The sequence below is a fragment of the Acetobacter estunensis genome (assembly GCF_011516945.1).
Taxonomy (GTDB): Bacteria; Pseudomonadota; Alphaproteobacteria; order Acetobacterales; family Acetobacteraceae; genus Acetobacter; species Acetobacter estunensis.
The window spans coordinates 77,910-99,506 of sequence record NZ_WOTH01000001.1; the positions used below are offsets into that span (position 1 = coordinate 77,910).

Consider the following 21,597-nt stretch of genomic DNA (forward strand, 5'->3'; position numbering starts at 1 on the left):
TCGTCTCGAATAGTGTCTCGTATTAAGTTTTCATCATGCCGTCATCTTGCGACAGGGTCGCCATAATTCGATCACAATAGCCGTTTTGGGCTGCTGCAACTGAGTTTTAATTAAGAAAACCTGTCGTTTTCATTTCTGGACCGGGTGGGCGGGTCAGGAGTTGCTCCGTCGCGTCTTTCAGAGCGATGCGGCCGGTGACGACATTGGCGACGGCCTCCATCACGGGCACGCTCACCTGCTGCCGAGCGGCAAGTGTGGTCAGTGCTTGTGAGGTGGCCACTCCTTCGGCTACGCCGCCAGCCGCTTTTTCCGCGTCGTGAGGCGACATTCCTTCTCCCAACGCATGACCGACACGAAAGTTACGCGAAGATGTTCCTGTGCAGGTGAGGAGAAGGTCGCCCATGCCTGCGAGACCGGACATGGTGGCGGCCTTGCCACCCAGCGATTCAGCCAGACGGCTGATTTCCGCCAGTCCGCGTGTGACGAGGGCGGCGCGTGCGTTTTCCCCCAGACCCGCGCCGATGGTGGCTCCGGCTGCAATGGCGATGACGTTTTTGGCGGCGCCTCCAAGCTGAACGCCGATAACATCGGTGCTGTCATAGAGTCGGAAGGTGGATGTGCCGAGACCATCGGCCAGATGGCGGGCAAGTCCGTCTTCCTTGGCCGCGATGACGGCAGCGGCGGGAAGGCCTGCTGCGATTTCGTGCGCGAAGTTCGGTCCGGACAGCACGGCGCCAGCATGACCGGGTTTTACATCGGCAAGAATGTCGAGGGGGAAGTGCAGGCTGTCGGGACGCACGCCCTTGCAGCACAGGACAAGAGGGGAGGCCGTGTCCAGCCGAGCCAGAACGATGGCGAGATGTTGCATGGGCACGGCCACCAGCGTCATGTCCGCGTCCACTGTCAGGTCATCGGTGACATTGATGGAATCGGGCAGGGGGTGTGCGCTCAGGCGCGGCATTGCGCCGTTGGCCAGACGTGCTGTTGGGTCACGCGCCCATAGATGGACAGCCGCGCCTGTGCGGGCTGCCTGAAGGGCGAGTGCCAGTCCCCATGAACCGGCTCCGATGACGGCAATGCGCTTCATTCCGGGACGACCCATTGTACGGAGGTTTCCGTGTCTTCAGTGCCAAGATGTTGCCGCAGGACCGTCAGGACGGCGGCGGCCTCTTCGTCAAGCTGGAAAGGTGGGTTGGCGATGAGCAGACCGCAACCGTTCAGACGTGTGGGGTCGAGCGGTGGGCGCAATGTGAACTCGAGCGCGAGCAGCTTGCGCTGTCCGGCGTCTTTCAGCGTGTTGAAAAAGGTGCGGACGGGTGTGCGGTGTTTGATGGGATACCACACCGCCATGACGCCGGTGGGAAAGCGTTGACGGGCTGTGATGATGGCGTGACTGAGGGCGGCGAATTCGTCGCGCTGCTCGAAGGGTGGATCCATCAGGACGAGACCGCGCCGGGCGGTTTTTGGAGGCAGCAACGCGGTGATGGCTTCATAACCGTCGCGGGCATGGACGGCGACAGCGGGATTGCGGCGGAACAGGCGCCGGAGGATGGGCTGGTCTTCCGGGTGACGTTCGCAGCAGGCCAGCGTGTCACCGGGCCGTAGCAGGCGGGCGATCAGTTCGGGGGAGCCGGGATAGAACAGCTTTCCGTCATGCTCGCTGATGACATCATGCACGATGCGAAGCCAGTCACGCAGGGGACTCAAAGCTGGGAGTTCGGGATTGAGGCCCAGAAGGCGGCCGATACCATCGCGCCATTCTCCAGTGGCCTGGGCTTCAGGTCCAGAGAGGTCATACAGGCCGATGCCGGCATGGGTGTCCAGCACGGAGATGGGTGTCTCCTTGCGGGTGAGCAGGCGCAGGAGAGTGACAAGCAGGGCATGCTTCATCACATCTGCGAAGTTTCCGGCGTGGTAGGCGTGGCGGTAGTTCATAAAAACCCTTTAAAATCAATAGGTTATTTTGTGTCAACCCCGTTCACGTGCTTTCACGTAGCGTGTTAACCCATTGAAAATAAACAATTCCTAAAAGTGGGTTTTCACGTTTTTCTTTCACGTAAAGGCGGCTTTCACGTTCATAGGTCAGAGAAAATGTCAACGCCTTATTCCATCTTTCGTCGCCCTGACTCCCCTTCATGGTGGGTATCTTTCACGTGGAGGGTTCTAAAAACCCCGATTTCGGATCTTCCAGACACAACAATATCAATGAGTTATCATTTTAAATTGGCTGTAAAAGAGGGTTTTTCGAACCCTCCACGTTACCGAATGTCGGCTTAATCAGAGAAAGCCTCAAAACCACCAACGCCACAGAGGCAAAGGAAAAGGCAGCGCAGGTCTATTGGACGACCAAAGCCAAGCAGGAAGCCGGTATCCCATTAAAAAACAAAGCCATCTCTGAACTGATTCCAGCTTATGTCGATTTCCTAGATGGGCGGCTGTTAGCAAAGAAACTCACCAAGTCACGCCACCACCAGCACAAGCAGTTCATCAAGACCTATTTTGCAGAGTATTTTGCAAAGAGGTCGCCATCCACACTGGATACTCAATCACTCAATAAGTTTTTTGAGTGGCGCTGCAATTATTGGCTAACTGGTCCCGGAAAAGACCAAGAGTTCCGAATGGTGAACCGGTTAGGACGACCTGTAAGACGTGCCATTCCTCAATCAGCCAAAGTCTATCCCACCTCATCCACATTGGAGGCTAATCACTCCGCCACTTATCTCTTTCTCAAGTGGCTACATGACAACGGACACCTCCGCCTTATTCCGACATGGGACAGACCCAAGCCTGTATCAGCGGCAAGGCCATCTTTCACGGAGGCCGAACTGTCCATCTATATGCAGCAAGCCCAAGCAGACATCATCGCACCAAACCTGAACCAAAGAGAACGATATGACCGCGTTCTGATATGGGCCTTTTCAGAGTTCATGGTGCATAGCGGCTTGCGCCCCACAGAGGCACTACGCCTGAAATGGAAAGATGTTCTCGACTGGGACAAAGATGTCCTATCAGATTTTAAATTATTGGTTCATGGAAAAGGAAAATACCGAACGGCCATTCCATTTCCTGCCGCTAGTGCGGACCTCTCCACCATGTGGGTTTTGTTTGAAACGCATTTTGGACATGAACCCACCAGAGATGATTTTGTTTTCTGCAATACCTCACGCAAGAAAACGGAATACACCAATGTCCTGATGAACAGGATTCTTGAAAAAACCAACCTACAGACAGACTATCGCGGCATCCGACGCACAACCTATTCCTTTCGGCACTACTACATCACGAAACAGCTTGAGAGGGGCGTCGATGTTTACCTCATAGCCAAAGCCTGTGGCACCTCACCTGAACAAATCAGAAAGCATTATGACCACTCATCGCTTGACCAATACCGAGACAAGCTGATTCCCGAAGCCTTTAGGATATAAAACAAAAACCATCATCTTACATCTCATCAGTGGGAAGAAGCAGCTTCGCCTTAGACACGTCCTTGGGTTCCTCGGCCAGTTCTGCCACCAGTCGCAATCTGTCATAGCGTGAGGCATCAGCCAGCATCCATGAACCAAGCTGGCTTCTATGAGAGGCGTTGCCGTGCTGATAGACAGCCTCACGAACAGCACCACTCCTGTCATTAACCAACGCATTTCTGTCTGTGTCAGTCCCATGAACAGCAATGGCTAATCTGACTTCTGCCGACCTATGGCCGACAAAACCAGCACGGGTTACGCCATCCATATAAGGCACCAATTCACGTCGATAATAATATGAACTGGGTATGATACATCCAATTCAAATTATTAACGCCTTATATGGACGCCATATAAGGCCGCTACAGCCGTTTATTAAATGAAATGGGTATGATACCTCCCATTCAAATAATTTAAATGAGTTCTTGTCTGACTGATATATATCTGAACCGAAACGAGAGGTGGCTACCTCTATTATAGGTGCCGATAAGGTGGTGCAATGTACCACATATATATGTGTGTTTTTTGAAAAACCGGTGATGAAGTAGTCCTGTAAACCACTGATTTGCCATTTATATAGGTCAGACATTTCGGCGTTTTGGGGGGGGTATCGGCGGGTTATCGGCACCTTATCGGCGCTATAAAAATGAGTGTTTATCTATTAAAAATGGCTGTTTTCTCCCGTTTTTCATTCATTTATATATATAAAAAAGAGGGAAGTGCCGATAAGCCGATATCTTTTACATAAATTAGCTTAGGGATAATTTTTTACAAAAAAGCCATAGGGGAACAAAAACATCCAAAAGATATCGGCACATAGCGGCATAAGATGGATTCGGTCTGACCAATACCAGCACCATCGCATTATGGATGAGGTTTCCTGTCCGTAAGATGGGCAATAAGAGGGGCAAGGCTTAAATCCCCTGCACTACCTCCGCAGAGAACTGCCATAAATCACCAAAGGTTCGGTTCCTACATAAGAAACCAAACGCTTGTCTCATCCAGAAACCAGCGCCAGCTTGTCAGAGTGATGGAGTCGGTTAAACCGATAGCATCACCCATTCACAAGCAGGACGAACCAGCGGCAAGGGCATCTCACAGGGCTACCCCCCATACCCCTTTGGGAAAAACCACCCCCTATGACCATCGCGGTTCCCACGAAGTTTTCCCTTGTCCCATTTTTTTCACTTTGAAAATCAATATTCATCATAGGCAATTTTGTCCCATCCCCATGGGCTGGTGTCGTCCACCAGATGCAAGGCTACAGGACTACCGTTGTCTGCATGGATACCGGCGTTACCCATCGCATCCTTAATGGCCTGAATATCAGCCGGAGACAGGTTCAAAGTCTCATTGCCAGAGGTATGAACACTGATAGCAGACACGCCCTGCCTAACAGCCTCCGCTATCGCCTGAATGTCGGCTTGTGACAGATGAACCATTACGTCTTGTGCGGTAGCCATCCCTCGCCCCTCTAATTCGTTCAGGGGTGTTCATACCTGTCCTCATTCGAGACAGGGAGAGGCTTGACGAATCGACTCTAAATTGCGAGAAATAAGAAGAGTGGCATGGCTAACATGCCGATAGTTCACGCTGCTTTCGCGTGAGGAAAAACACCCTTTAATATCAATGGGTTATTGCGCACCTACGGCACGGTAGGCGTGGCGGTAGTTCATGAGATGTGTTGTAGCTCAAGCGAGGATATGCGTCATCTCTTAACGGCGCGTTTTCATGTGCTGGGTGTCATGCTGGTAACTTTTTCGGCGGGATCCACCGGCCGGGATTTGCGCGCCAGTCCCGCCAAGCTTCTTCCAGATAAGGGAGCACTTCGAACAGGGCCATGGCACCGAGCGAGGAGACTGCATAGCACAGGCCAAGCGGTTCCCGTTTGAAGCGGGGTGTCTGCGCAGGGAGTGTTTTCTGTCCGAGTAATGCCATGAAATGCGGCCAGCGCAGTACCGTTACAAGAGAGACAGCGAGCAATGGCACCATTTCGAGGAAGCTATGGACATGCTGCTCTACAGGTTGCACGTCGCGACGGGTGACAGCGTAGGTGACATCCCACATGGCTGTGGCTTCATGTGTAAAGAAAGCGGCAATCATGAGGGAGAGAACCGGCGCATCGATTTCAAGAAACAGTCCGGCCAGAACGGGAATGGCGGCTTCCCCCAGCAGCATGAGGTGAATGGCGGTTTCCTTGAGGCCTGTCGTGTGTTCGATATCCGTACGACGGTGACACCACCAGTCTGTCAGGCCGGCCGCGAGCCACAGAGGAATGACGAAATACTGAATGGTACGCCGCACAATTCCCTGAGTGTGATCGGGTTCGGCAGGAGGGGATGTGGTGGTTTGAGCAGTGGGCTCGCTTGTGGCCGTTCGCCGTCCTCGCCGCCAAGCGAAATAACCGGCAGCGAGAGACGCCACTGCGGCAGACAGCATACCGGTCGCATAGAATTTCAGGAAGTTGGTAGGCTGAATCATGAGACAGCACTTTTGGAGAACAGGTTGACGGCGGCAGGACAGAACGCTTTCAGATCATTGGGGTTGCGTGATGTCACGAGGTTGCCGTCCGTCACGACGGTTTCATCCACCCAATGAGCGCCGGCATTCGTGAGATCCGCTTTCAGAGAAGGCCATGAAGTCATGGTGCGGTCGCGCACACCTTCGGCATTGATAAGCGGCCATGCACCATGACAGATGGCGGCAATCGGTTTTCTCTCGTTCACAAAGCTGCGGACAAAGGCAACTGCCTTGTCGTTCATGCGAAGATGATCTGGGTTGGTGGTGCCGCCGGGAAGAAGGAGGCCATCGAAATCCTGTGCCTTTGCTTCATCGACTGTTTGATCCACATCGTATTTTCGTGTGGGCGTAATATCGGCTTTCATGGCCTGGATTTGGCCGGGCTTGAGAGAGACGAGAACCGTGCGGATGCCAGCTTCGTGCAGGGCCTTGGCTGGCTCTGTCATTTCCACTTCTTCGACACCGTTGGTGGCGAGAATGGCGATGGTCTTACCGGCGGACTGAGGATTGTGCGGGGAAGATGGAGTTACCGTCATCGTGCGTCATCTCCTTATGACCGGAGGGTCGATCGATTCAGGAAAGCTATGGATTTTTCATATGCTTTCGAAGACTCCAACGGGACAGAGATGAGGATGTTTCATTGGAAAATGAATGGCGGGGTTGCGCGTAGCGAAAAATAGGCCGGATGTCCGGATGAGATTTGCTCACGCTGTTAATCTTTAATCGTGGCTTTTCAGAAATGCTTGATAATACTCATCCGCCATCTTTCGTAGGGAACGACCGATGGAGATGTAGTTATATTCATCGAGGTTCGCGAGGGAGGCACGGGCGGCAGGGTGCTTCACGCCGAAGCCTTCGCCGGGTAGCAGGATGACGCCGGTTTCATCGGCGATGCGGAACAGGATTTCGCTGGTGCTGGAGCGTTCGGCCACCCATTCGGCGAATTCGTTGCCGTAGAGAGAGCGGCAGATGCTCTTGAGATCGAGCATTGTGTAGTAATGGACGGCGTTTGCATCTTCGTGCGGTTCCACGCCAAGTGCTTTGTAAAGCGTGGCTTCGCGGCGGCGGATGATGTTCTTGACGGTCTGTTTGTAGTGGTCGCCTTCGTCCATCAGGCAGAACAGGGCAAACATGACCATCTGCACCTGTTGCGGGGTCGAGAGACCGGCGGTGTGGTTGAGCGCTACCAGGCGGCTGTCGGCCACGATGCGATCGATGAATTTCAGGTTGTTCGGATCGGTAGTCAGGCTGGAATAGCGCTCGGTCAGTTCTGCTGTGAGCGGAGCAGGAAGTTTGCGGATCAGTCCGTCGATGGCGTTGTCCTTGTGCATGCCGATCACGCCCAGTCGCCAGCCGGTTGCGCCGAAATACTTGGAGAAGGAATAGACAAGGATCGTATTGCGTGGGCAGACGGCGAACAGGGAGCGGAAATTGTCGGCAAACGTACCGTAGACGTCATCGGTGATGATGATGAGGTCCTGATGCTCTTCCTGCACGATGCGGGCGATCTCCTGCATGGAGGCATCGTCCATCTTCACCGAAGTGGGATTGCTCGGATTGACGCAAAAGAAGATGCGCACGTTGGGATCGCGCAGCTTGTCGAGTTCGGATTTTGGATATTGCCAGTCCTGATGCGGGTCTGCGTGGATGGCGACCTGTTCGAGTTCGAACTCCTTGAGATGCGGAATCTCGATATAGGGCGAGAAGATTGGCATGCCGAGCGCGACCTTGTCGCCCTTTTTCAGGAGGCCGTTTTCCTTGAGCGAGTTGAAGATGTAGGCCATGCCAGCAGCGCCACCTTCCACCCCGAAGAAATCGACGTCGTCACGAGCGAGTGTGTCGCCGGTCATTTCCTTGAGTACATAGTGCCCGGTCACCTGTTCGCTCAGCGGCAGCATGCGCGGGGGCGTTGGGTAGTGGCAACCGAGGATGCCTTCGGCCATTTCGTGCAGGAATTTGTCAGCGGGCAGGCCCATCTGGTCGCGCACATAGCTTAAGGCGCGAGCGAGGAACCGTGTGCCGTTATGGCCGCGTCGTTCTGCGAGAAAGCGGTCGAAGCGATCTTCGATTCCTTCGATGCGCGCCAGCCCTCCGACGCCAGCACTCATGTAGGAGAATGAGCGTTCGGACTCTGCGAGGGCGAACTGACCGAAATGGAAGAAGGCGGAGCGGGGCAGGGTGGCGAGGAAATTGGGGTTGCCGCGACCGGCGTTGAGCATGAGACGGCCCGATTTGCGGGTGGCCATGCGGATGAGTTTGTCCTTTAGTTCGAAAGGACTGAGGTTCTTGAACCGCCTGAAATCAGCAACCACGAGATCATCCCTTCTGATCCGGTATCGGCAGAGGGCTTATGGCTAACACATTTCTGCACTCAGAGCAGAGTTGGGTGGGCAGGGGAAAATGATGGTTACGCCTTCACGTCTGCGGGAGAAAGGCAGGTGGATTTTTCATCGCCTTTCAGCCGCAGGACGGAGGTAGCTGGAGCCTGAAATTCCCACATGACGCCATCTTTTTTCAGATCGTAGTGGACCTTTCCGCCACGCAGGGTGCGGGGGTTGTGTTCGATAACGATCGAACCGAAGCCGCGGCGTGCGGGAGGCATGACGCTGGGGCCGCCGGTTTCGGCCCAGCGCAAGAAGAAGGTGGTTGCGTCGGATTGGTCTGTCGTTCCCCATTTCTATGGTGACGGTTCCGCTGAGGGTGGAGAGGGCGCCATATTTGATGGCGTTGGTGGTCAGTTCGTGAATGGCGAGGCCCAGACGTTCGGCGGCATCGGGCAGGAGGCGAAGGGTGGGATCACCCCGAAAGACGGTCTGATGACCGGCGCTGTCACCTGAGACGGCGGTCTGGGTCATCAGCAGGTCGGAGATGGAGGCGCCGATCCATGCGCCCTGAAGTAGAATGTCCTGACTGCGGGAAATGGAGCAGACGCGCCGTGTAAGGGTTTCCACAAAGGGTTCGTCCGGGTTGGGGACGGAGCGGCGGATGAGCGCCTGAATCACGGTCAGGAGGTTGCGTGAGCGGTGGTTGAGTTCGTGCAGGAGGATGTCGATCTGGCGACGATTTTCGTGGGCCAGTGTCACGTCGCGTGAGACGCAGAGGATGGAGCGCACACTGCCATCGGTTGACGTGATGGGGGTGAGCATATTGTCCCAGTAGCGTGGTTGTTCACCCGGTACACGGCTTTCGCCGGGGAAGCGGGCGTTTTCACCTTGTGCTGCGGTGTCCAAGGCTTCCTGTCCTTCGGGGTGGACCTCGGGTGGGAGGAGCGGCAGCCACTCCATTCCGAAACCGCTGTCGGGATCGACGTTGAGGGCCTCGCATCCTGCGCGGTTCATGTGGACGAGGGCGCCCTGTGCGTCGATGACCTTGATGCAGTCCGGGCTGGCATCGAGCATGTGAGAGATCAGCGCGGCGCGTTTCTCGTGCCCGATTTCCTGCTGTTTGCGGGTGTGGATGTCGGTCAGGATATGGAGCCAGAACCTGAGGTCGCCCTGTTCATTGTGGTCGGGAACGATGCGCAGGAGGAACCAGCGCGGTGACTGTCCCGGTGCGCGCAGGCGCAGATCGGTTTCGGTGGACTGGCGGGTGGCGTGCGCTTTTCTCAGCGTGCGCAAAACGTGAAGCCGGTCTTCCGGTGCCACGCTGCGGAGCCATTCGGCATTCTCCGACAGGCCGAGGTGGCGTGCGGTGCGCCATGCGTTGTTGCTCCAGTGAGCGTGACCGTCCGCGCTGGTGACGCAGATGAGGTCGGGCATCAGGTCGAGGGTGAGGGTAGAGAGTCCGGCCAAAGATGTGGCGTGCGCGTGAGGAAGGCCGTCTGTGGCGCGCACTGTCTCCTGAGTGGCAGAGAAATGGGACACGTTCGACCTCCTCGCGCTGCTGACCCATCAAATTAGAGATGAATCTCTAATTTGAGATTTACCGGGCGGCGGTGGGACAGGACAAGGAGTTGGGAATGGTTCTCCGTGCCTGTCTCACCTGCAACGCGCCACCGGGTGTCAATGTTCCGCGGGTGTGTCCGCGAGCGTGTAGGCTACGATGTAGTCTCCCAGCTTCGTGCCGAACGAACCATGGCCGCCATCGGCGGTCAGCACGTATTGTTTGCCATTCGCCTCATACGTCATGGGTGTGGACTGGCCACCAGCGGGGAGGCGGTCCTGCCACAGTTGTGCGCCGGTGGTGACGTCATAGGCGCGGATATAGGCGTCGGCGGTGGAGGTCAGGAACGCCACGCCGCCCGCCGTGACGATGGGGCCGCCAAGGGAGGGGATGCCGACCTTGAAGCCGATGGGTAACGGGGAATTGTCACGGGTTGTGCCGTTACGGTGCATCCACATGATGCGGTTGGTCTTCAGGTCGATGCCCGCGACATAGCCCCAGCCGGGCTGTTTGCAGGGAATGCCCAGCGGCGAGAGGAAGGCGTGCAGGTCCACGCCGTATGGCGTGCCGTATTGTGGCTGCACGCCGCTCTCCGAGCCGGATGGTCCGGCGGCGGCATCAGGTGAAGCAGGATTGTTCGGGCCGCGCGGAATGAGCGTGGAGACGAAGGGGATGGCGATGGGATTGGCAAACGCCACCTGCCGCACCGGATCGACGGCGAGCCCACCCCACTCGAACATGCCGAGATTGCCGGGGAAGACGAGCGTCCCTTGCAGGGAAGGTGGTGTGAACGGTCCCTCATAGCGCAGGGATTTGAACATGATGCGGCAGACCAGTTGGTCCAGCATGGTCGCACCCCACATGTCCGCGTCCGTCAGCTTGTTCTTGGGACGGAAGGTGAGGTCCGAGAAAGGCTGTGTGGGAGAGAGGTGATCGCCCGGGGCGGCGCCCTGTGGCACGGGTGTTTCGGGGGCTGGGACGACAAGTTGTCCGGTGCGGCGGTCTAGCACGAAGATGTTGCCGGTCTTGGCGGGGGCGTAGAGCGCGGGGATGACGGTGCCGTCGGGACGGTGAATGTCCACAAGGCTGGGCTGGGCGGGGATGTCCATATCCCACAGATCATGATGGACGGTCTGGTAGAACCAGACTTTCCGGCCGGTGTTGGCGTCGAGCGCAAGGATACCGGAGGCGTAGCGTTCCTGATCCGGTGTGCGGTGACCGCCCCAGATGTCGGGGGTGGCGACGCCGGTGGGGATGTAGATCAGGCCCAGCTTGCGATCATAGGATGAGGTGATCCACGAATTGGGAGAGTTGGCCACGAAGTGATGGGTGGCGGAGGGCATCTCGTTCGGGTCGGGATTGCCCGGATCGAAGGCCCAGACAAGCTGGCCGGTGCGCAGGTCGTAGGCGCGGGTGACGCCGGAGGGCTCGTGTGTGGAGTAGTTGTCGGTCACGGCGCCGGAGATGATGACGACCTTGTCGGTGACGACGGGCGGCGAAGTGGGTTCGTAGAAACCGGGCGTGCGCATGGGCATGCCCTCGGTGAGGTCGATTGCGCCATTGCGACCGAAGCCGGTGCAGAGCTGACCGTTCGCGGCGTTCAGCGCGATGAGGCGCCCGTCGTTTGTGGGCAGGAAGATGCGTTCGGCGCAGTCATCCGCGGCAGGTGTGTCCATGGGCGGCGTTGCGGCCCACGACACACCGCGACAGGTCATATGCTGGAAGGTGGCGTTGTAGGTGATCTTGGGATCGAACACCCAACGCTGCTTTCCGGTCGCGGCGTCGAGCGCGAAGACAAGCTGGTGGGGCGAGCAGAGATAGACGGTGTCGTGGATCTTGATGGGGGTAACTTCATCGGTGATTTCGACGGGATCGTCGGCGCGTTTGAGGTCGTGGGTGCGGAAGGTCCACGCGACCTTGAGCTGCTTCACATTGGCAGGCGTGATCTGTGCGAGCGGGGAGTAGCGGTCTCCGAACTGGGTGCCGCCATAAGCGCTCCAGTCCTCAGGAGGCTTTTCGTCGGCATCGGCGGGAGTGACGGAAGCGGTGGCCTGGGGCAGGGAGCCGGTGCGGTCCTGTGGATCCTGCGTCAGGGCATAGCCGAACACGGCGATGCCAGCGACGATGCTGGCGGCGAGAGGCGCGCGGGCGCGGGAGGCTTTGGGGCCGAGATCGCGGGTGACGAAGGGGAGCAGGAGCCACAGGCCGAGCGGCAGGATGATGTCGCCCCGTGGTGCAAGCGTCCAGAAATCGAAGCCAGCTTCCGTAACGGCCCAGATGAGTGTGGCGGCGACAAGAGCGGCGTAGAGCCACCATGCCGCAAGGTTGCGCTTCCACAATAGGACGGCAACCACAAGCAGCGCGAGGCCGCAGGGTGCGTAAAACAGCGAGCCGCCGAGGGTGGCCAACCATGTTCCGGCGCCGGCAAGGACCAGCCCGAGTGCGCCGGTTGCGAGTGCTGTTGCCGTCAGAATGAAACCGGGCCTGCGCGCCGCTTTTGTCGTCATGAATTGATGGACCTGCATGTGAGTAATGTGGGGTGGAAGAAAGTGGATTGGTCATACGGTGTCAATGGTGAGGCATCGGTGGATGGGGTGTGAAGTGTAAAATCTCTTTTCGTTTCAATGAGGAGATGAAATTTTACCTGAAGTATTGCGTTTTATTTCATATTATTCAGAGGATATTTTTGTTTCTGTTAACTTTGACGATGTTTGGAGAATTTTCTGCCGTTCATGTTGGGTGTGGGATACAGCTCGTGTGATGGATGTATCGACTTCGGGGTGGAACCGTGTCTTTTTGTCGGCGTGTCGGGCGCGTGTCCGGCGTTTCCTTTTTGGCCCCTGCACGGCATAGCCGGATGGAGAGCATGTCCTTTCAGCTTGATGTTCCAAGAGCGTCCGATGCTCAGCTTGCCGCTCTGTTCCACAACATCATGGTGGACGACGAGATCGACCTGTCCGTCTTGTGTCCGGATGACGTTTCGCCCCGCTGCACGGAAGAAGAATTGCAGGCGTGCTATCGTCTCTGTTGGCAGTTGCTTGAGCGCGGCGTGGATCTGAATGCTTTTCGCCGTCTGATCGTCCGCATTGCGCTCACGCGGTCTCCCGATGCAGAGGAACGCGCCGCTTTCAAGAAGGTTCGGGCGCGCTTCAAGCATATGCGTTTTGCCTGCTCCAATTTCGATCGCCGCCACCGTTACCCCCGGCAGCTTCATTTCATCACCAGCATCATGGGGTTCTTGCAGGACGCCTTCAAAAACGGGCAGCAGCTTCGGACTGTCTGGCTGGCTGTTGTGCTGCGGCTGGCTCTCACGAGAGGGCCTTTTGCCATGATCCGGCATCGTCTGGCGGCCTTCCAGCCGACCACGCCGGACGAGTTCATGACGTTCCAGAAAGCCGAGACCGGAAAGTTGGCGGCGGCTCTGGAGGGTGAAAAGCCGATTACGGGGCGGCAGTTTCATGCCCTGCGCAAGATCATCAGTCGCCGGACGGCGTTTGTGGATACGCTGCGTGTCGTCCGCCCGTCCGTGAAACTGAATGCGCTGTCGCTTTATCTCGCCACCATCAACGGGCTGATGGGGGACATGCATGACGAGTTGATCCTCAAACAGGTGCGGGGCGAGTGGGATTATCATGAGGGACTCTTTGTTCTGCCCGATGAAATTTCCAGTCGCCTGCGGATGCTGGTCAGCCGTTCCGTGTAATTGTGTCTCCCTTGCGGGAGGCCTTGACGGTGAGGCATCGTGAAGATGTCCGGTCGTCGATTGTGGCGAGCGGTCGTGAGGACGAAAGATGATGCGTTCGCGAGTTCTGTCAGCCTGTTTCGGGCTTGCCATGATGGCGTGTGCCAGTGTGGCGGTTCCTTCTTCTTTCACGGTGATGAGTGTGGCCCATGCGGCGCCAGCGTGCCGCGATGCGAAGGGGAAATTCACGAAATGTCCGCCGCCCCGTCCTCCGCGTTGTCGGGATGAGCGCGGCAAGTTCACACGATGCAAGTGATCGCAGGCGTATGAAGCGGGGTTGTATCGTCGGGGTGTTGGCGCTGGTGGCGAGTGGGGTTGTCTTCCCATTTGCGGCTGAGGCGACCGATACCGGTCGGTACCCCCTGATGCCGTTTCCTTCTTCTGTCACATGGAAGGGGGGGACGGCAGCGCCCTGCGCCCGGGTTGAGGTGACATGGGCCACTGCACCGACGCCGTTACTCCGGCGTGCAGCGGTGCGGTTTGATCATCGGGTGAGCGCTCTTGCAAAAAGTGGGGCGGTCTGCTCGCTCTCGGTGCGTTATGCGCCGGATGCCGGATGGCTGACAGTGGCCGCGCGCGAGCACTATCGGCTTGAGATGACAGGGCGACATGCGACGCTGGAAGCCGATGGACCGGCGGGTGTTCTGCGCGGGCTGGCGACGGTTCTTCAGTTTCGTGCATCTTCGGATGGGGGGGTGGAGTTCCCTGCGGCTGTGTTTGACGATGCGCCGCGTTTTGCGTGGCGTGGCATTGTCATTGACCCCGTGCGGCATTTCCTGTCGGTGACGACCATCGAGCGTCAGTTGGACGCGATGGAACTGGCCAAGCTGAATGTGCTGCATCTGCATCTGAGCGACGGTACGGCGTTTCGTGTGGAAAGCCATCGTTTTCCCCGGTTGCAGCAGGTGGCGTCGCACGACCGGTATTTCACGCAGGCCGATATCCGGCATCTTGTGGCTTTTGCCGCGGATCGGGGTATTCGCGTGGTGCCGGAGTTCGATGTGCCGGGGCACGCGCGCGCCATTTTGGAGGCGTATCCCGAGCTGGCGGCACGACCGGAGACGGTGGCGACAGGCAATCCGAACAATCCCGCGTTGGACGTGACCAATCCGCGTACGCTGGCTTTTGTAAAAACGCTTTTTTCTGAGATGGTGCCGCTTTTTCCCGATGCTTACTTCCATGCAGGCGGGGATGAGGTGGTGGCGTCGCAGTGGACCGGATCGCCCCGGATCGCGGCATGGATGCAGACGCACGGATACCGGGATGCCGCAGCATTGCAGGCGGTTTTCACCGAACAGGTGCGGCAGGTGCTTACCTCTCTGGACCGTACGATGATCGGGTGGGACGAGGTGATGACGGCGCCGGTGCCCCGGTCGGTGGCCGTGGAAGTCTGGCGGGCCTCGAAATGGACGGGCGAGGCCACGGCGACGGGGCATCCGACGATTGTCGCGGCTGGGTATTATCTCGATCTTCTGCGTCCAGCGCGACAATCTTATGAAGTGGACCCGTTTGATGTGAAGGCCGAGGGTATGTCGGCGGCGGAACTGGCGGCGGCACAGCGCAAGCATTTTCCGCATGCGGAGGCGTTTGCCATGGACCCGCAGGCGCGTGCGCTCGATGCGGAGCAGGAGCGTCATGTGCTCGGTGGGGAAATGCCGTTATGGACGGAAGAAGTGTCCGAACCCATGCTGGACGGGCGGTTGTGGCCGCGTGCGGCAGCGATTGCCGAGCGACTGTGGTCTCCGGCGTCCGTAAGGGGTGTGACGGACATGGAGCGGCGTCTTCCTCTGGTGGAGGATGAACTGGAGCGGTTGGGACTCAGGACTCAGCACGAGCGGACGGCGATGATGGCTGGTCTGGCGGGAACGGATGTGGAGCCGGTTCGCACGTTGCTCGACATGACAAGTCCTATTCGGAATTATGGTATCAACCGGATGGCGAAGACAGCGGGTGAGGCTCTGCTGACATGGCCGGTGGCGATTGCGGTTCCTGATAATGCGGCGGCACTCCATTTCAATGCGCTGGCGCTGGCTTATGCACGGGGGGAGCGCTCGGTGCGTCCGGAACTGGAAGCGGTGCTGGTGAAATGGGCGACCAACGATGCGGCTTTTGCTTCGGTGGCGGAGCGTTCACAGGCTTTGATGGATGTTCGTCCGATTTCACGACAGTTGTCACAACTTGCGAGTGTTTCTCTCAAAGCATTGCGTGGAGAGACTGATGCGGGCTGGCGGATGGACGCGGAGCGGCTGTTGGCCGGACAGGCCGAGGCCTTGGCGTCCTGTTCGTGGAACGTATTGCCCGGTCCGGGTGTGCCCCCGGCTGGTGGGCTGTTGATCGATATCGTCCCAGGCGTACGGGCGCTTGTGCAGGGTGTGCGATAGCGTCAGGGGCGTGCGGCGACTTCTCCGCGGCCACAGAAAGCGTCTTCGGTGAACAGGGCGTCGGCAATATCCGGTGACAGCAGGAGAGCGCCTTCTTTGAGGGCTTTGAGAGGCGTGAGGGCGGCTGTGGGACCATGCGTGAGAGCCGGGAGAATGTGCGGCCCGTAACTGTCGAGCAGATCTGTAAGGAAGGATTCTGCGCCGTCGATGATGCGCGTCAGGATGGGGAAATGGTGCTGGCTAAAGCCTTTCGGTCCCGTCAGAGGCACAGGGGGCGTGCGTGTCGTGTCGTAGCCGATGGTCTGACCGCATGGGCCTGTGAGGATCGATTCGAGAAAAATCGAGTGATCGACGCGGAAGGTTGTGGCGGCCGTATCGGCGGCCAGCAGTCCGAAGGCGAGGCCGCCGGTCTTTTCCACACGCCGGGTGCCGGGCTCGGCGGCCATGTAGAACCCTGTCAGTGGTTGGCCAAGGACGGTCTGGAGGTGGCGTTGGATGGTGGCGCCATATCCGACGTCCACGACGCCGTGACGGTTGCCGTCATGCGTTTCCATTCCCTGCGCTGCGGCGAAAGACAGCAGCGCCTCGCGTGTGAGGGCGGCCTGTCGCTCGATCTCTGGGCGTAGGAGGAGAGTGAGGCTGCGGGTGGTTGCGCGATCTTCGGGCAGGGCGATGGGAAGATCGTGGAGAGAGTGGTCGGGGGGCAACACGAGGCCCAGACGGGCTTCGAGCAAGGCGGCCATGGTGCCGCGATAGCCATCACCGCTGCGGGCAAGGATGTCGGGATCGAAACGGACCGCCTGTGCCGCGCTTATGGCTACACGGCGCGAGATGGGGAAGACGCGGCCTTCGGGAAGGTCGGGTCGCCAGCGTTCGCGCAGACGGGTGTAGAGGCGCTCAAGGAAGACGCCTTCGCGTGAGAGAAAATATAGCCGGTCCAATTGCGTGAGAGCAGGATGGAGGGCGAGGCGCGCGAGGAAGGTTGTGAGCAGGGGACCGAGCAGGACGCGTCCGACCGTTTCAGGATGATCGAGCGTAATGGGTGCGGTAAGGCTGTCTGTGCGGGTTCCCGGTGTGGGCGGGAAGAGAAAAGGCGAGCCGAAGAGATCGGTGATGAGCGGCCCGAGGAGCAGGTCTCCGGCGAGGCGATGCTGTTGCGTCAACTGAGCGGAAGCGCCGGGTGGGGCGGCGAGACTGGCGTGTACCAAGGGACCGAGCGGAGAGAGACGCAGTCGGTTGAGACCGGAGAGGACGTGCTGGTGGCGAATGCCGAGATCGGCGGTGCGCTGGATGTCGGCCTGTTCGTTGTCGCCCACATGAAGAAGCGTTGTCGTGTCCTCCCGTGCCTTGAGGAGATCCCACATATCGCCTCGGTCTTTGCGGGCAAGGTGCTCGGAGGAGAGAGAGATTTCGTCGATCAATGGGGCGATGCCGGTGCGTTCCAGCACGGGATCGAGTTCGGCGCGGGTGAGATAGGTGTCGCTGACGAGCAGAGTGCGGCACCCGGCGTTGCGGGCTGTGCGGAGAGCGTCGATGACACGTGGACGGGGGCGCAGGATGGCCTGATCGATCCGGATTTCTTCAGTGCGGGCGAGATCGAGAGCTTCTCGGGGCCAGTCGGTGAGGGTGGTGAGGGCAGCGTGAATGTCGGCCAGAGTGACGTCATCGGTGTCGAATTTTGCCTTGCGGGCAAGGTGCTCGGCCTTGCTGCGGAGCGTGACGAACTGCTGGCCCGGCGGGGAGAGCGTAGGAAACGTGCGGGCGAGGCGATCGGCCACGGTGTAGTGCACCGTATCGGAGGTGAGCGCGATGCGGGTGAGCAGCGTGTCGAACAGGTCGAAGGACACGGTTCGGGCTGTTCGGATTTCGGCATCGAGGGTGGATGGGGTGATGCGTTCGTAGAGATCGAGGTTCTTACGCCCTGTGCCGATGCGGATGAGACCGGCGCTGCGGTCGTATTCATCGACGCGGTGACCGGTCGCGCGTGCAACGAGGCTCAGGCAGCGCTCGATGGCATGGGCCAGCGTGCTGTCGGTCTGACCTTGTTCGAGGGGAAAATCCTCGGATGTCCAAGGAAGGTTCAGGAGGGGTGCGAGGGCACTTGTGCGTGCCCAGAACATACCGCCGACCGGATAGTCGAAATAGCCCGCAGGTGGCGTGATGTTCAGGCGCTTGAGCAGGGGAACGGCCTGTGGAGCGTTGGTGAGCCACGTCCAGGCCCACCATGGCACGGCGGGGCCGGGAGCGGGTTGGAGGAGGCCGAGTGTGGGATCGTCCGTGAAGCGGCGGATGATGCCGGCGATTCCTTCTTGTGTGGGAAGGAGGTTGTTGAACAGGGTCGTGCGCCAGCCGTGCTGCTCTGTTCCGGTATAGAGCGATTTCTTGGTGTGCAGATGCAGCAGCAGATCGTGACCGAGGATGGCGTTGCGAAAGAGCGAAAGCAGGGGGCCGAAATTGCGTCCCCGGTTGGGCGCTGTGCGTATGAGGACAGTGGCGTTTAGTTCGGCATCTTTCAGAAGATGCTTGATGTGACGCTGTTTTTCGTCCGTATCCGTGCTGATGAGAAGGGTGGTGCGGCAGGGAAAACCATGCAGGCGTGGCAGGATGTCGTGTTCGAAAACATCCACATGGTAGGCGTGGATGGCCACTGCGATGGAAGGGCAGGGGGCTGGCAGCGGCGTGAGGCGTGTGGGTGTGGTGGGACCACGGTCATTGTGCAGGCCGCGATCTTCCACACCTTCGGCGCTGCGTCCTTCCGCGATGCCCTGCGTGAGATAGTGCAGGAGAGCGTTGTCGATGCCGGGAACGAGGTGCCAGCACTGGGTGAGGTAGCGGTCCGTGCAGAAGAGAGGACCGGGATTGAGGTGGCGACGTGTGCCTTCGGTGAGGAAATGCGCCACGAGATCGGGCGTGTCACGTTCGTGTTCGGGCAGACGGGCACGGTACCATGCGGCGTCGAACAGGCCGGAGTGGGCGATAAGGCTGTGTGGGTCCGTGCTCATGGCCTGATTTCTGTCATGCCGGGCGGAGTGGGGCAATCGCTCTCAACCGGCGTGACGGACGGCATGTCACCATACGAAGGCAGGGACCGTGGCGATGGGGGCGAGACCGGCGCCGTCGGCTTCTTCCTGCGCAAGTGCGGGATCGTTGCCCAGTCCTTCGCCATGGATGCCGCCAAGTACCCACAGGGCGTCGATGCCGGTTGTCTTGGCGCCCCGGATGTCGGTGGCGAGGGCGTCTCCCACAGCGATGATCTTCTCGCGTGGCATGTCGAGGGTGGCGAAGACGGGTTCGTAGACGGGCGCGAAGGGTTTGCCGATCCAGTGGACGACGCCTCCTTTTTCCTCGTAGGTGCGGGCAAGGAGACCGGCACAGATGAGGCGCACACCACCGCGGATCACTTCCATGTCCGGGTTGGCGCAGACCATGGGCAGATCGCGCACGGCGCAGGCGGCCAGCGGCTCAAGGTAAGGCTCGATGTCGGTCTGACCGCGCTCCTGACTCGGGCCGGTGTTGAGAACGAAAGTGGCGTCGGCCGGGTTCTTCACGAGTTCGACGCCGAGCCCTTCGAACAGGGCGAGGTCATGCTGCCCTCCGATATGGAAGACGCGGGTGCCAAGATTCTTGGCCCATGGCCAGCGGTTTGCCGCCGAGGGCTGGCTGCTGTTGGCGAGAATCTGCCACGTTACTTCCCCGCTGGTGACGAGGCCGTCATACAGTTCGTCAGGAACGCCCATGGTGCGCAACTGGCGTCGGACGACATTGGCCGGGCGTGGCGCGTTGGAAAGCAGGACGATCTTCTTGCCCGCTTTCCGAAGGGCGGTGAGACATTCCAGCGCGCCGGGGAAGGGTTTCACGCCGTCGTGGACCGTGCCCCACAGGTCCACGATGAAGCCGTCATAACGGGGGACGAGGGGCGCAACACCGCTGAGTACGTCCATGGGGCGGCGGGTGGTCACAGATCGGCTCCCTTCAGGTCGGCGATGGTCTCGATGCCTTCCTCGCGCAGAATGGTCTGCATTTCGCGTTTGAGGCGAGGCAACAGGGCCGGGCCATCATAGGCGAAGGCTGTGTAGACCTGCACGAGATCTGCGCCTGCGCGGATGCGGGCGATGACGTCGGCGCCTGTCTCGATCCCGCCGCAGCCAATGAGAGCGATGCGACCGTTCACGAGACGGGCGACGTCATGCAGAAGGCTGAGGGCGCGGCTTTTGAGCGGTCGGCCGGACAGGCCGCCCGCTTCGGACGCGAAACGACTTTTCAGATCAGCCGGACGGGCGAGAGTGGTGTTGCTGATGATGAGGCCCTGTGCGCCACCGGCGATGGCCGCTTCCACGATGGGGCCGATTTCGTCCTCGGAGAGATCCGGGGCCAGTTTGATAAGCAGCGGTGGTCGTGTGGCATGGGCGGCCGAGATAGCCCCGAGCAGTTCGGTCAGGCGTGCGGCACCCTGAAGGGCACGCAGGCCGGGGGTATTGGGTGAGGACAGGTTGAGGACGATGTAGTCCACGTAGTGCTTCACACGCCCGATGAGGGCCGGGTAGTCACGCTCGGGAACGGCGCCGACCTTGTTGATTCCGAGATTTGCACCGACCGGCACGCTGGGGTGGAAGCCTTTTCCTCTGTGCAGGCGGGCGAGACGCACGGTGAAGCGGTCGATTCCCTGATTGTTGAAGCCCATGCGATTGATGACGGCGCGGTCTTCATCCAGCCGGAACAAGCGCGGTTGCGGATTGCCGGGCTGCGGACGTGGGGTGACGGTCCCCGCTTCCACGAAACCGAACCCGAGGCGTGCGAGCGGGCGTAGGACGCGGGCATCCTTGTCAAAACCTGCCGCCATGCCGATCGGGTTGGGGAACCGCATGCCCAGCGTGCGCACGGCCAAGGCCGGATCATCCTTGGGATGTGTGACCGGGATGCCTACGCCCAGAGAGAGGGCCTCGATGGCCAGACGATGGGCCTGTTCGGGGTCAAGTTTCCGCACGAGCGGCAGCAGGGAGGAGGTGATGTCTGTCATGGGGCGGATGCTGCCTCAATGCGTCCGGTCTGAAAAGGGGATTGGCTGTGTGGGTGTGGAATGGGGTTGGTGTCCCATTTGTCTTATCAAGTGGTTTATTTCAGGTATTCGATTGATGAGGTGAGTGGGGACACTTAACAAAAGGACATGATTGCACGAACTGATGTGCAATTCCCCACGAATTTACTTGAACGGGCGTGCATTTGCACGATTGCGCGCTGGTTCTTCATGTCCGGGTTGTCACATGGCAAAGAAATTTGATGAGCAAGAGCGCCTGCGCTGCATGGATGCACTGCGTGTGTGCCAGAAGAAGCGCATGTCCATTCGGGAAATGGCCCGACATATTGGGGTCAGCCGCAGTTACATTCATCGTCTGACTGTACAGATGGGCGTATCATGCGGTGCGATGCATTCGGCCACCGAGAGACGCAAGGAAGCGGGTTGGGAGCCTCTGGCCCCCGGTAGCGCGATTTCCTGCGAAGCGATTGGACTGAAGTCATTCGGGTTCTCTTCGGCTTCGCGTTGAAACATCGTGTTCCCGGGTATCGGATTCGAAAATTTTGCCTCCCATGAAGAAGAAGCGCCGGCCCC

Annotated in this window: 18 protein-coding genes; 5 read left to right on the plus strand and 13 right to left on the minus strand. The window is 59.0% G+C overall.

Translation table 11 applies throughout. From position 1 onward, the window contains the following. Positions 1-106 precede the first annotated feature (106 nt). The 3 genes from GOB87_RS00335 to GOB87_RS00345 are packed head-to-tail and all read right to left on the minus strand — an operon-like array spanning position 107 to position 2,137. Positions 107-1,102 carry an NAD(P)H-dependent glycerol-3-phosphate dehydrogenase gene (locus GOB87_RS00335; protein WP_373320722.1) on the minus strand — a complete coding sequence of 332 codons (996 nt, stop codon included), beginning with the start codon at positions 1,100-1,102 and terminating at the stop codon, positions 107-109. Next, positions 1,084-1,935: a 23S rRNA (adenine(2030)-N(6))-methyltransferase RlmJ gene (locus GOB87_RS00340; RefSeq protein ID WP_166312558.1), complete on the minus strand. Its 852-nt coding sequence runs from the start codon at positions 1,933-1,935 to the stop codon at positions 1,084-1,086. The genes GOB87_RS00335 and GOB87_RS00340 overlap by 19 nt, the downstream gene beginning before the upstream one ends. Before the next feature lie 43 nt (positions 1,936-1,978). Next, positions 1,979-2,137, minus strand: a complete 159-nt coding sequence (locus GOB87_RS00345; protein WP_166312559.1) for a hypothetical protein — start codon at positions 2,135-2,137, stop codon at positions 1,979-1,981. Between the two features lie 481 nt (positions 2,138-2,618). Here GOB87_RS00345 and GOB87_RS00350 point away from each other — a divergent pair, with 481 nt between their 5' ends. Continuing rightward, entirely contained in the window at positions 2,619-3,425 is an 807-nt protein-coding gene (locus GOB87_RS00350; RefSeq protein WP_166312560.1) for a tyrosine-type recombinase/integrase, read from the plus strand. Positions 3,426-3,441: 16 nt separating this feature from the next. On the opposite strand, the gene GOB87_RS00355 is transcribed toward GOB87_RS00350, so the two are convergent. The 7 genes from GOB87_RS00355 to GOB87_RS00385 form a co-directional block, all read right to left on the minus strand. After that, entirely contained in the window at positions 3,442-3,636 is a 195-nt protein-coding gene (locus GOB87_RS00355) for a hypothetical protein (protein WP_166312561.1), read from the minus strand. Positions 3,637-4,660: 1,024 nt separating this feature from the next. Then, positions 4,661-4,906 (minus strand): hypothetical protein, encoded by a 246-nt coding sequence (locus tag GOB87_RS00360; RefSeq protein ID WP_166312562.1) that lies wholly within the window; start codon positions 4,904-4,906, stop codon positions 4,661-4,663. Between the two features lie 301 nt (positions 4,907-5,207). Beyond that, positions 5,208-5,945, minus strand: a complete 738-nt coding sequence (locus tag GOB87_RS00365) for a hypothetical protein (protein WP_166312563.1) — start codon at positions 5,943-5,945, stop codon at positions 5,208-5,210. Then, entirely contained in the window at positions 5,942-6,520 is a 579-nt protein-coding gene (locus tag GOB87_RS00370) for a type 1 glutamine amidotransferase domain-containing protein (RefSeq protein ID WP_166312564.1), read from the minus strand. Before GOB87_RS00370 ends, GOB87_RS00365 begins: the two co-directional genes overlap by 4 nt. A 183-nt stretch (positions 6,521-6,703) precedes the next feature. Beyond that, positions 6,704-8,296 carry a bifunctional aspartate transaminase/aspartate 4-decarboxylase gene (locus tag GOB87_RS00375; protein WP_166312565.1) on the minus strand — a complete coding sequence of 531 codons (1,593 nt, stop codon included), beginning with the start codon at positions 8,294-8,296 and terminating at the stop codon, positions 6,704-6,706. A 135-nt stretch (positions 8,297-8,431) separates the two neighbouring features. Further along, complete coding sequence (locus GOB87_RS00380) at positions 8,432-9,847, minus strand: sensor histidine kinase (protein WP_166312566.1); 1,416 nt, start codon at positions 9,845-9,847, stop codon at positions 8,432-8,434. 138 nt (positions 9,848-9,985) lie between these two features. Continuing rightward, positions 9,986-12,373, minus strand: a complete 2,388-nt coding sequence (locus GOB87_RS00385; RefSeq protein ID WP_166312567.1) for a glucose/quinate/shikimate family membrane-bound PQQ-dependent dehydrogenase — start codon at positions 12,371-12,373, stop codon at positions 9,986-9,988. 359 nt (positions 12,374-12,732) lie between these two features. Between GOB87_RS00385 and GOB87_RS00390 the strand changes: the two genes are divergently transcribed. From GOB87_RS00390 to GOB87_RS00400, 3 genes are all read left to right on the plus strand, one after another. Further along, the gene (locus GOB87_RS00390; RefSeq protein ID WP_198911700.1) at positions 12,733-13,569 is read left to right on the plus strand and encodes a hypothetical protein; all 837 of its coding nucleotides are present in this window, start codon (positions 12,733-12,735) and stop codon (positions 13,567-13,569) included. Positions 13,570-13,657: 88 nt separating this feature from the next. Next, the gene (locus tag GOB87_RS00395; RefSeq protein ID WP_194303157.1) at positions 13,658-13,864 is read left to right on the plus strand and encodes a hypothetical protein; all 207 of its coding nucleotides are present in this window, start codon (positions 13,658-13,660) and stop codon (positions 13,862-13,864) included. Positions 13,865-13,874: 10 nt separating this feature from the next. After that, complete coding sequence (locus tag GOB87_RS00400) at positions 13,875-15,989, plus strand: beta-N-acetylhexosaminidase (RefSeq protein ID WP_242006065.1); 2,115 nt, start codon at positions 13,875-13,877, stop codon at positions 15,987-15,989. A gap of 2 nt (positions 15,990-15,991) precedes the next feature. Here the strand turns inward: GOB87_RS00400 and GOB87_RS00405 are convergent, their stop codons facing one another. The 3 genes from GOB87_RS00405 to GOB87_RS00415 form a co-directional block, all read right to left on the minus strand. Further along, a complete protein-coding gene (locus tag GOB87_RS00405; RefSeq protein ID WP_166312568.1) occupies positions 15,992-18,991 on the minus strand; it encodes a rhamnan synthesis F family protein in 3,000 nt (999 codons plus the stop codon). 66 nt (positions 18,992-19,057) lie between these two features. Then, positions 19,058-19,930: a TIGR01459 family HAD-type hydrolase gene (locus GOB87_RS00410; protein ID WP_166312704.1), complete on the minus strand. Its 873-nt coding sequence runs from the start codon at positions 19,928-19,930 to the stop codon at positions 19,058-19,060. 14 nt (positions 19,931-19,944) lie between these two features. Further along, on the minus strand, positions 19,945-21,006 hold the full coding sequence (locus tag GOB87_RS00415; RefSeq protein ID WP_166312569.1) for a quinone-dependent dihydroorotate dehydrogenase: 1,062 nt from the start codon (positions 21,004-21,006) through the stop codon (positions 19,945-19,947). A 283-nt stretch (positions 21,007-21,289) separates the two neighbouring features. On the opposite strand from GOB87_RS00415, the gene GOB87_RS00420 reads away from it, so the two are divergent. Continuing rightward, positions 21,290-21,532: a helix-turn-helix domain-containing protein gene (locus GOB87_RS00420; protein ID WP_166312570.1), complete on the plus strand. Its 243-nt coding sequence runs from the start codon at positions 21,290-21,292 to the stop codon at positions 21,530-21,532. Positions 21,533-21,597 lie beyond the last annotated feature (65 nt).

What these genes read in the sequence shown, in the direction of transcription:
- GOB87_RS00395 (WP_194303157.1), top strand. Translation starts at nt 13,658, where the DNA reads ATGATGCGTTCGCGAGTTCTGTCAGCCTGTTTCGGGCTTGCCATGATG.
- GOB87_RS00370 (WP_166312564.1), bottom strand. Translation starts at nt 6,520, where the DNA reads ATGACGGTAACTCCATCTTCCCCGCACAATCCTCAGTCCGCCGGTAAG.
- GOB87_RS00340 (WP_166312558.1), bottom strand. Translation starts at nt 1,935, where the DNA reads ATGAACTACCGCCACGCCTACCACGCCGGAAACTTCGCAGATGTGATG.
- GOB87_RS00405 (WP_166312568.1), bottom strand. Translation starts at nt 18,991, where the DNA reads ATGAGCACGGACCCACACAGCCTTATCGCCCACTCCGGCCTGTTCGAC.
- GOB87_RS00390 (WP_198911700.1), top strand. Translation starts at nt 12,733, where the DNA reads ATGTCCTTTCAGCTTGATGTTCCAAGAGCGTCCGATGCTCAGCTTGCC.
- GOB87_RS00415 (WP_166312569.1), bottom strand. Translation starts at nt 21,006, where the DNA reads ATGACAGACATCACCTCCTCCCTGCTGCCGCTCGTGCGGAAACTTGAC.
- GOB87_RS00360 (WP_166312562.1), bottom strand. Translation starts at nt 4,906, where the DNA reads ATGGTTCATCTGTCACAAGCCGACATTCAGGCGATAGCGGAGGCTGTT.
- GOB87_RS00420 (WP_166312570.1), top strand. Translation starts at nt 21,290, where the DNA reads ATGGATGCACTGCGTGTGTGCCAGAAGAAGCGCATGTCCATTCGGGAA.
- GOB87_RS00335 (WP_373320722.1), bottom strand. Translation starts at nt 1,102, where the DNA reads ATGGGTCGTCCCGGAATGAAGCGCATTGCCGTCATCGGAGCCGGTTCA.
- GOB87_RS00345 (WP_166312559.1), bottom strand. Translation starts at nt 2,137, where the DNA reads ATGAAGGGGAGTCAGGGCGACGAAAGATGGAATAAGGCGTTGACATTT.
- GOB87_RS00400 (WP_242006065.1), top strand. Translation starts at nt 13,875, where the DNA reads ATGAAGCGGGGTTGTATCGTCGGGGTGTTGGCGCTGGTGGCGAGTGGG.
- GOB87_RS00410 (WP_166312704.1), bottom strand. Translation starts at nt 19,930, where the DNA reads ATGGACGTACTCAGCGGTGTTGCGCCCCTCGTCCCCCGTTATGACGGC.
- GOB87_RS00385 (WP_166312567.1), bottom strand. Translation starts at nt 12,373, where the DNA reads ATGACGACAAAAGCGGCGCGCAGGCCCGGTTTCATTCTGACGGCAACA.
- GOB87_RS00350 (WP_166312560.1), top strand. Translation starts at nt 2,619, where the DNA reads ATGGTGAACCGGTTAGGACGACCTGTAAGACGTGCCATTCCTCAATCA.
- GOB87_RS00365 (WP_166312563.1), bottom strand. Translation starts at nt 5,945, where the DNA reads ATGATTCAGCCTACCAACTTCCTGAAATTCTATGCGACCGGTATGCTG.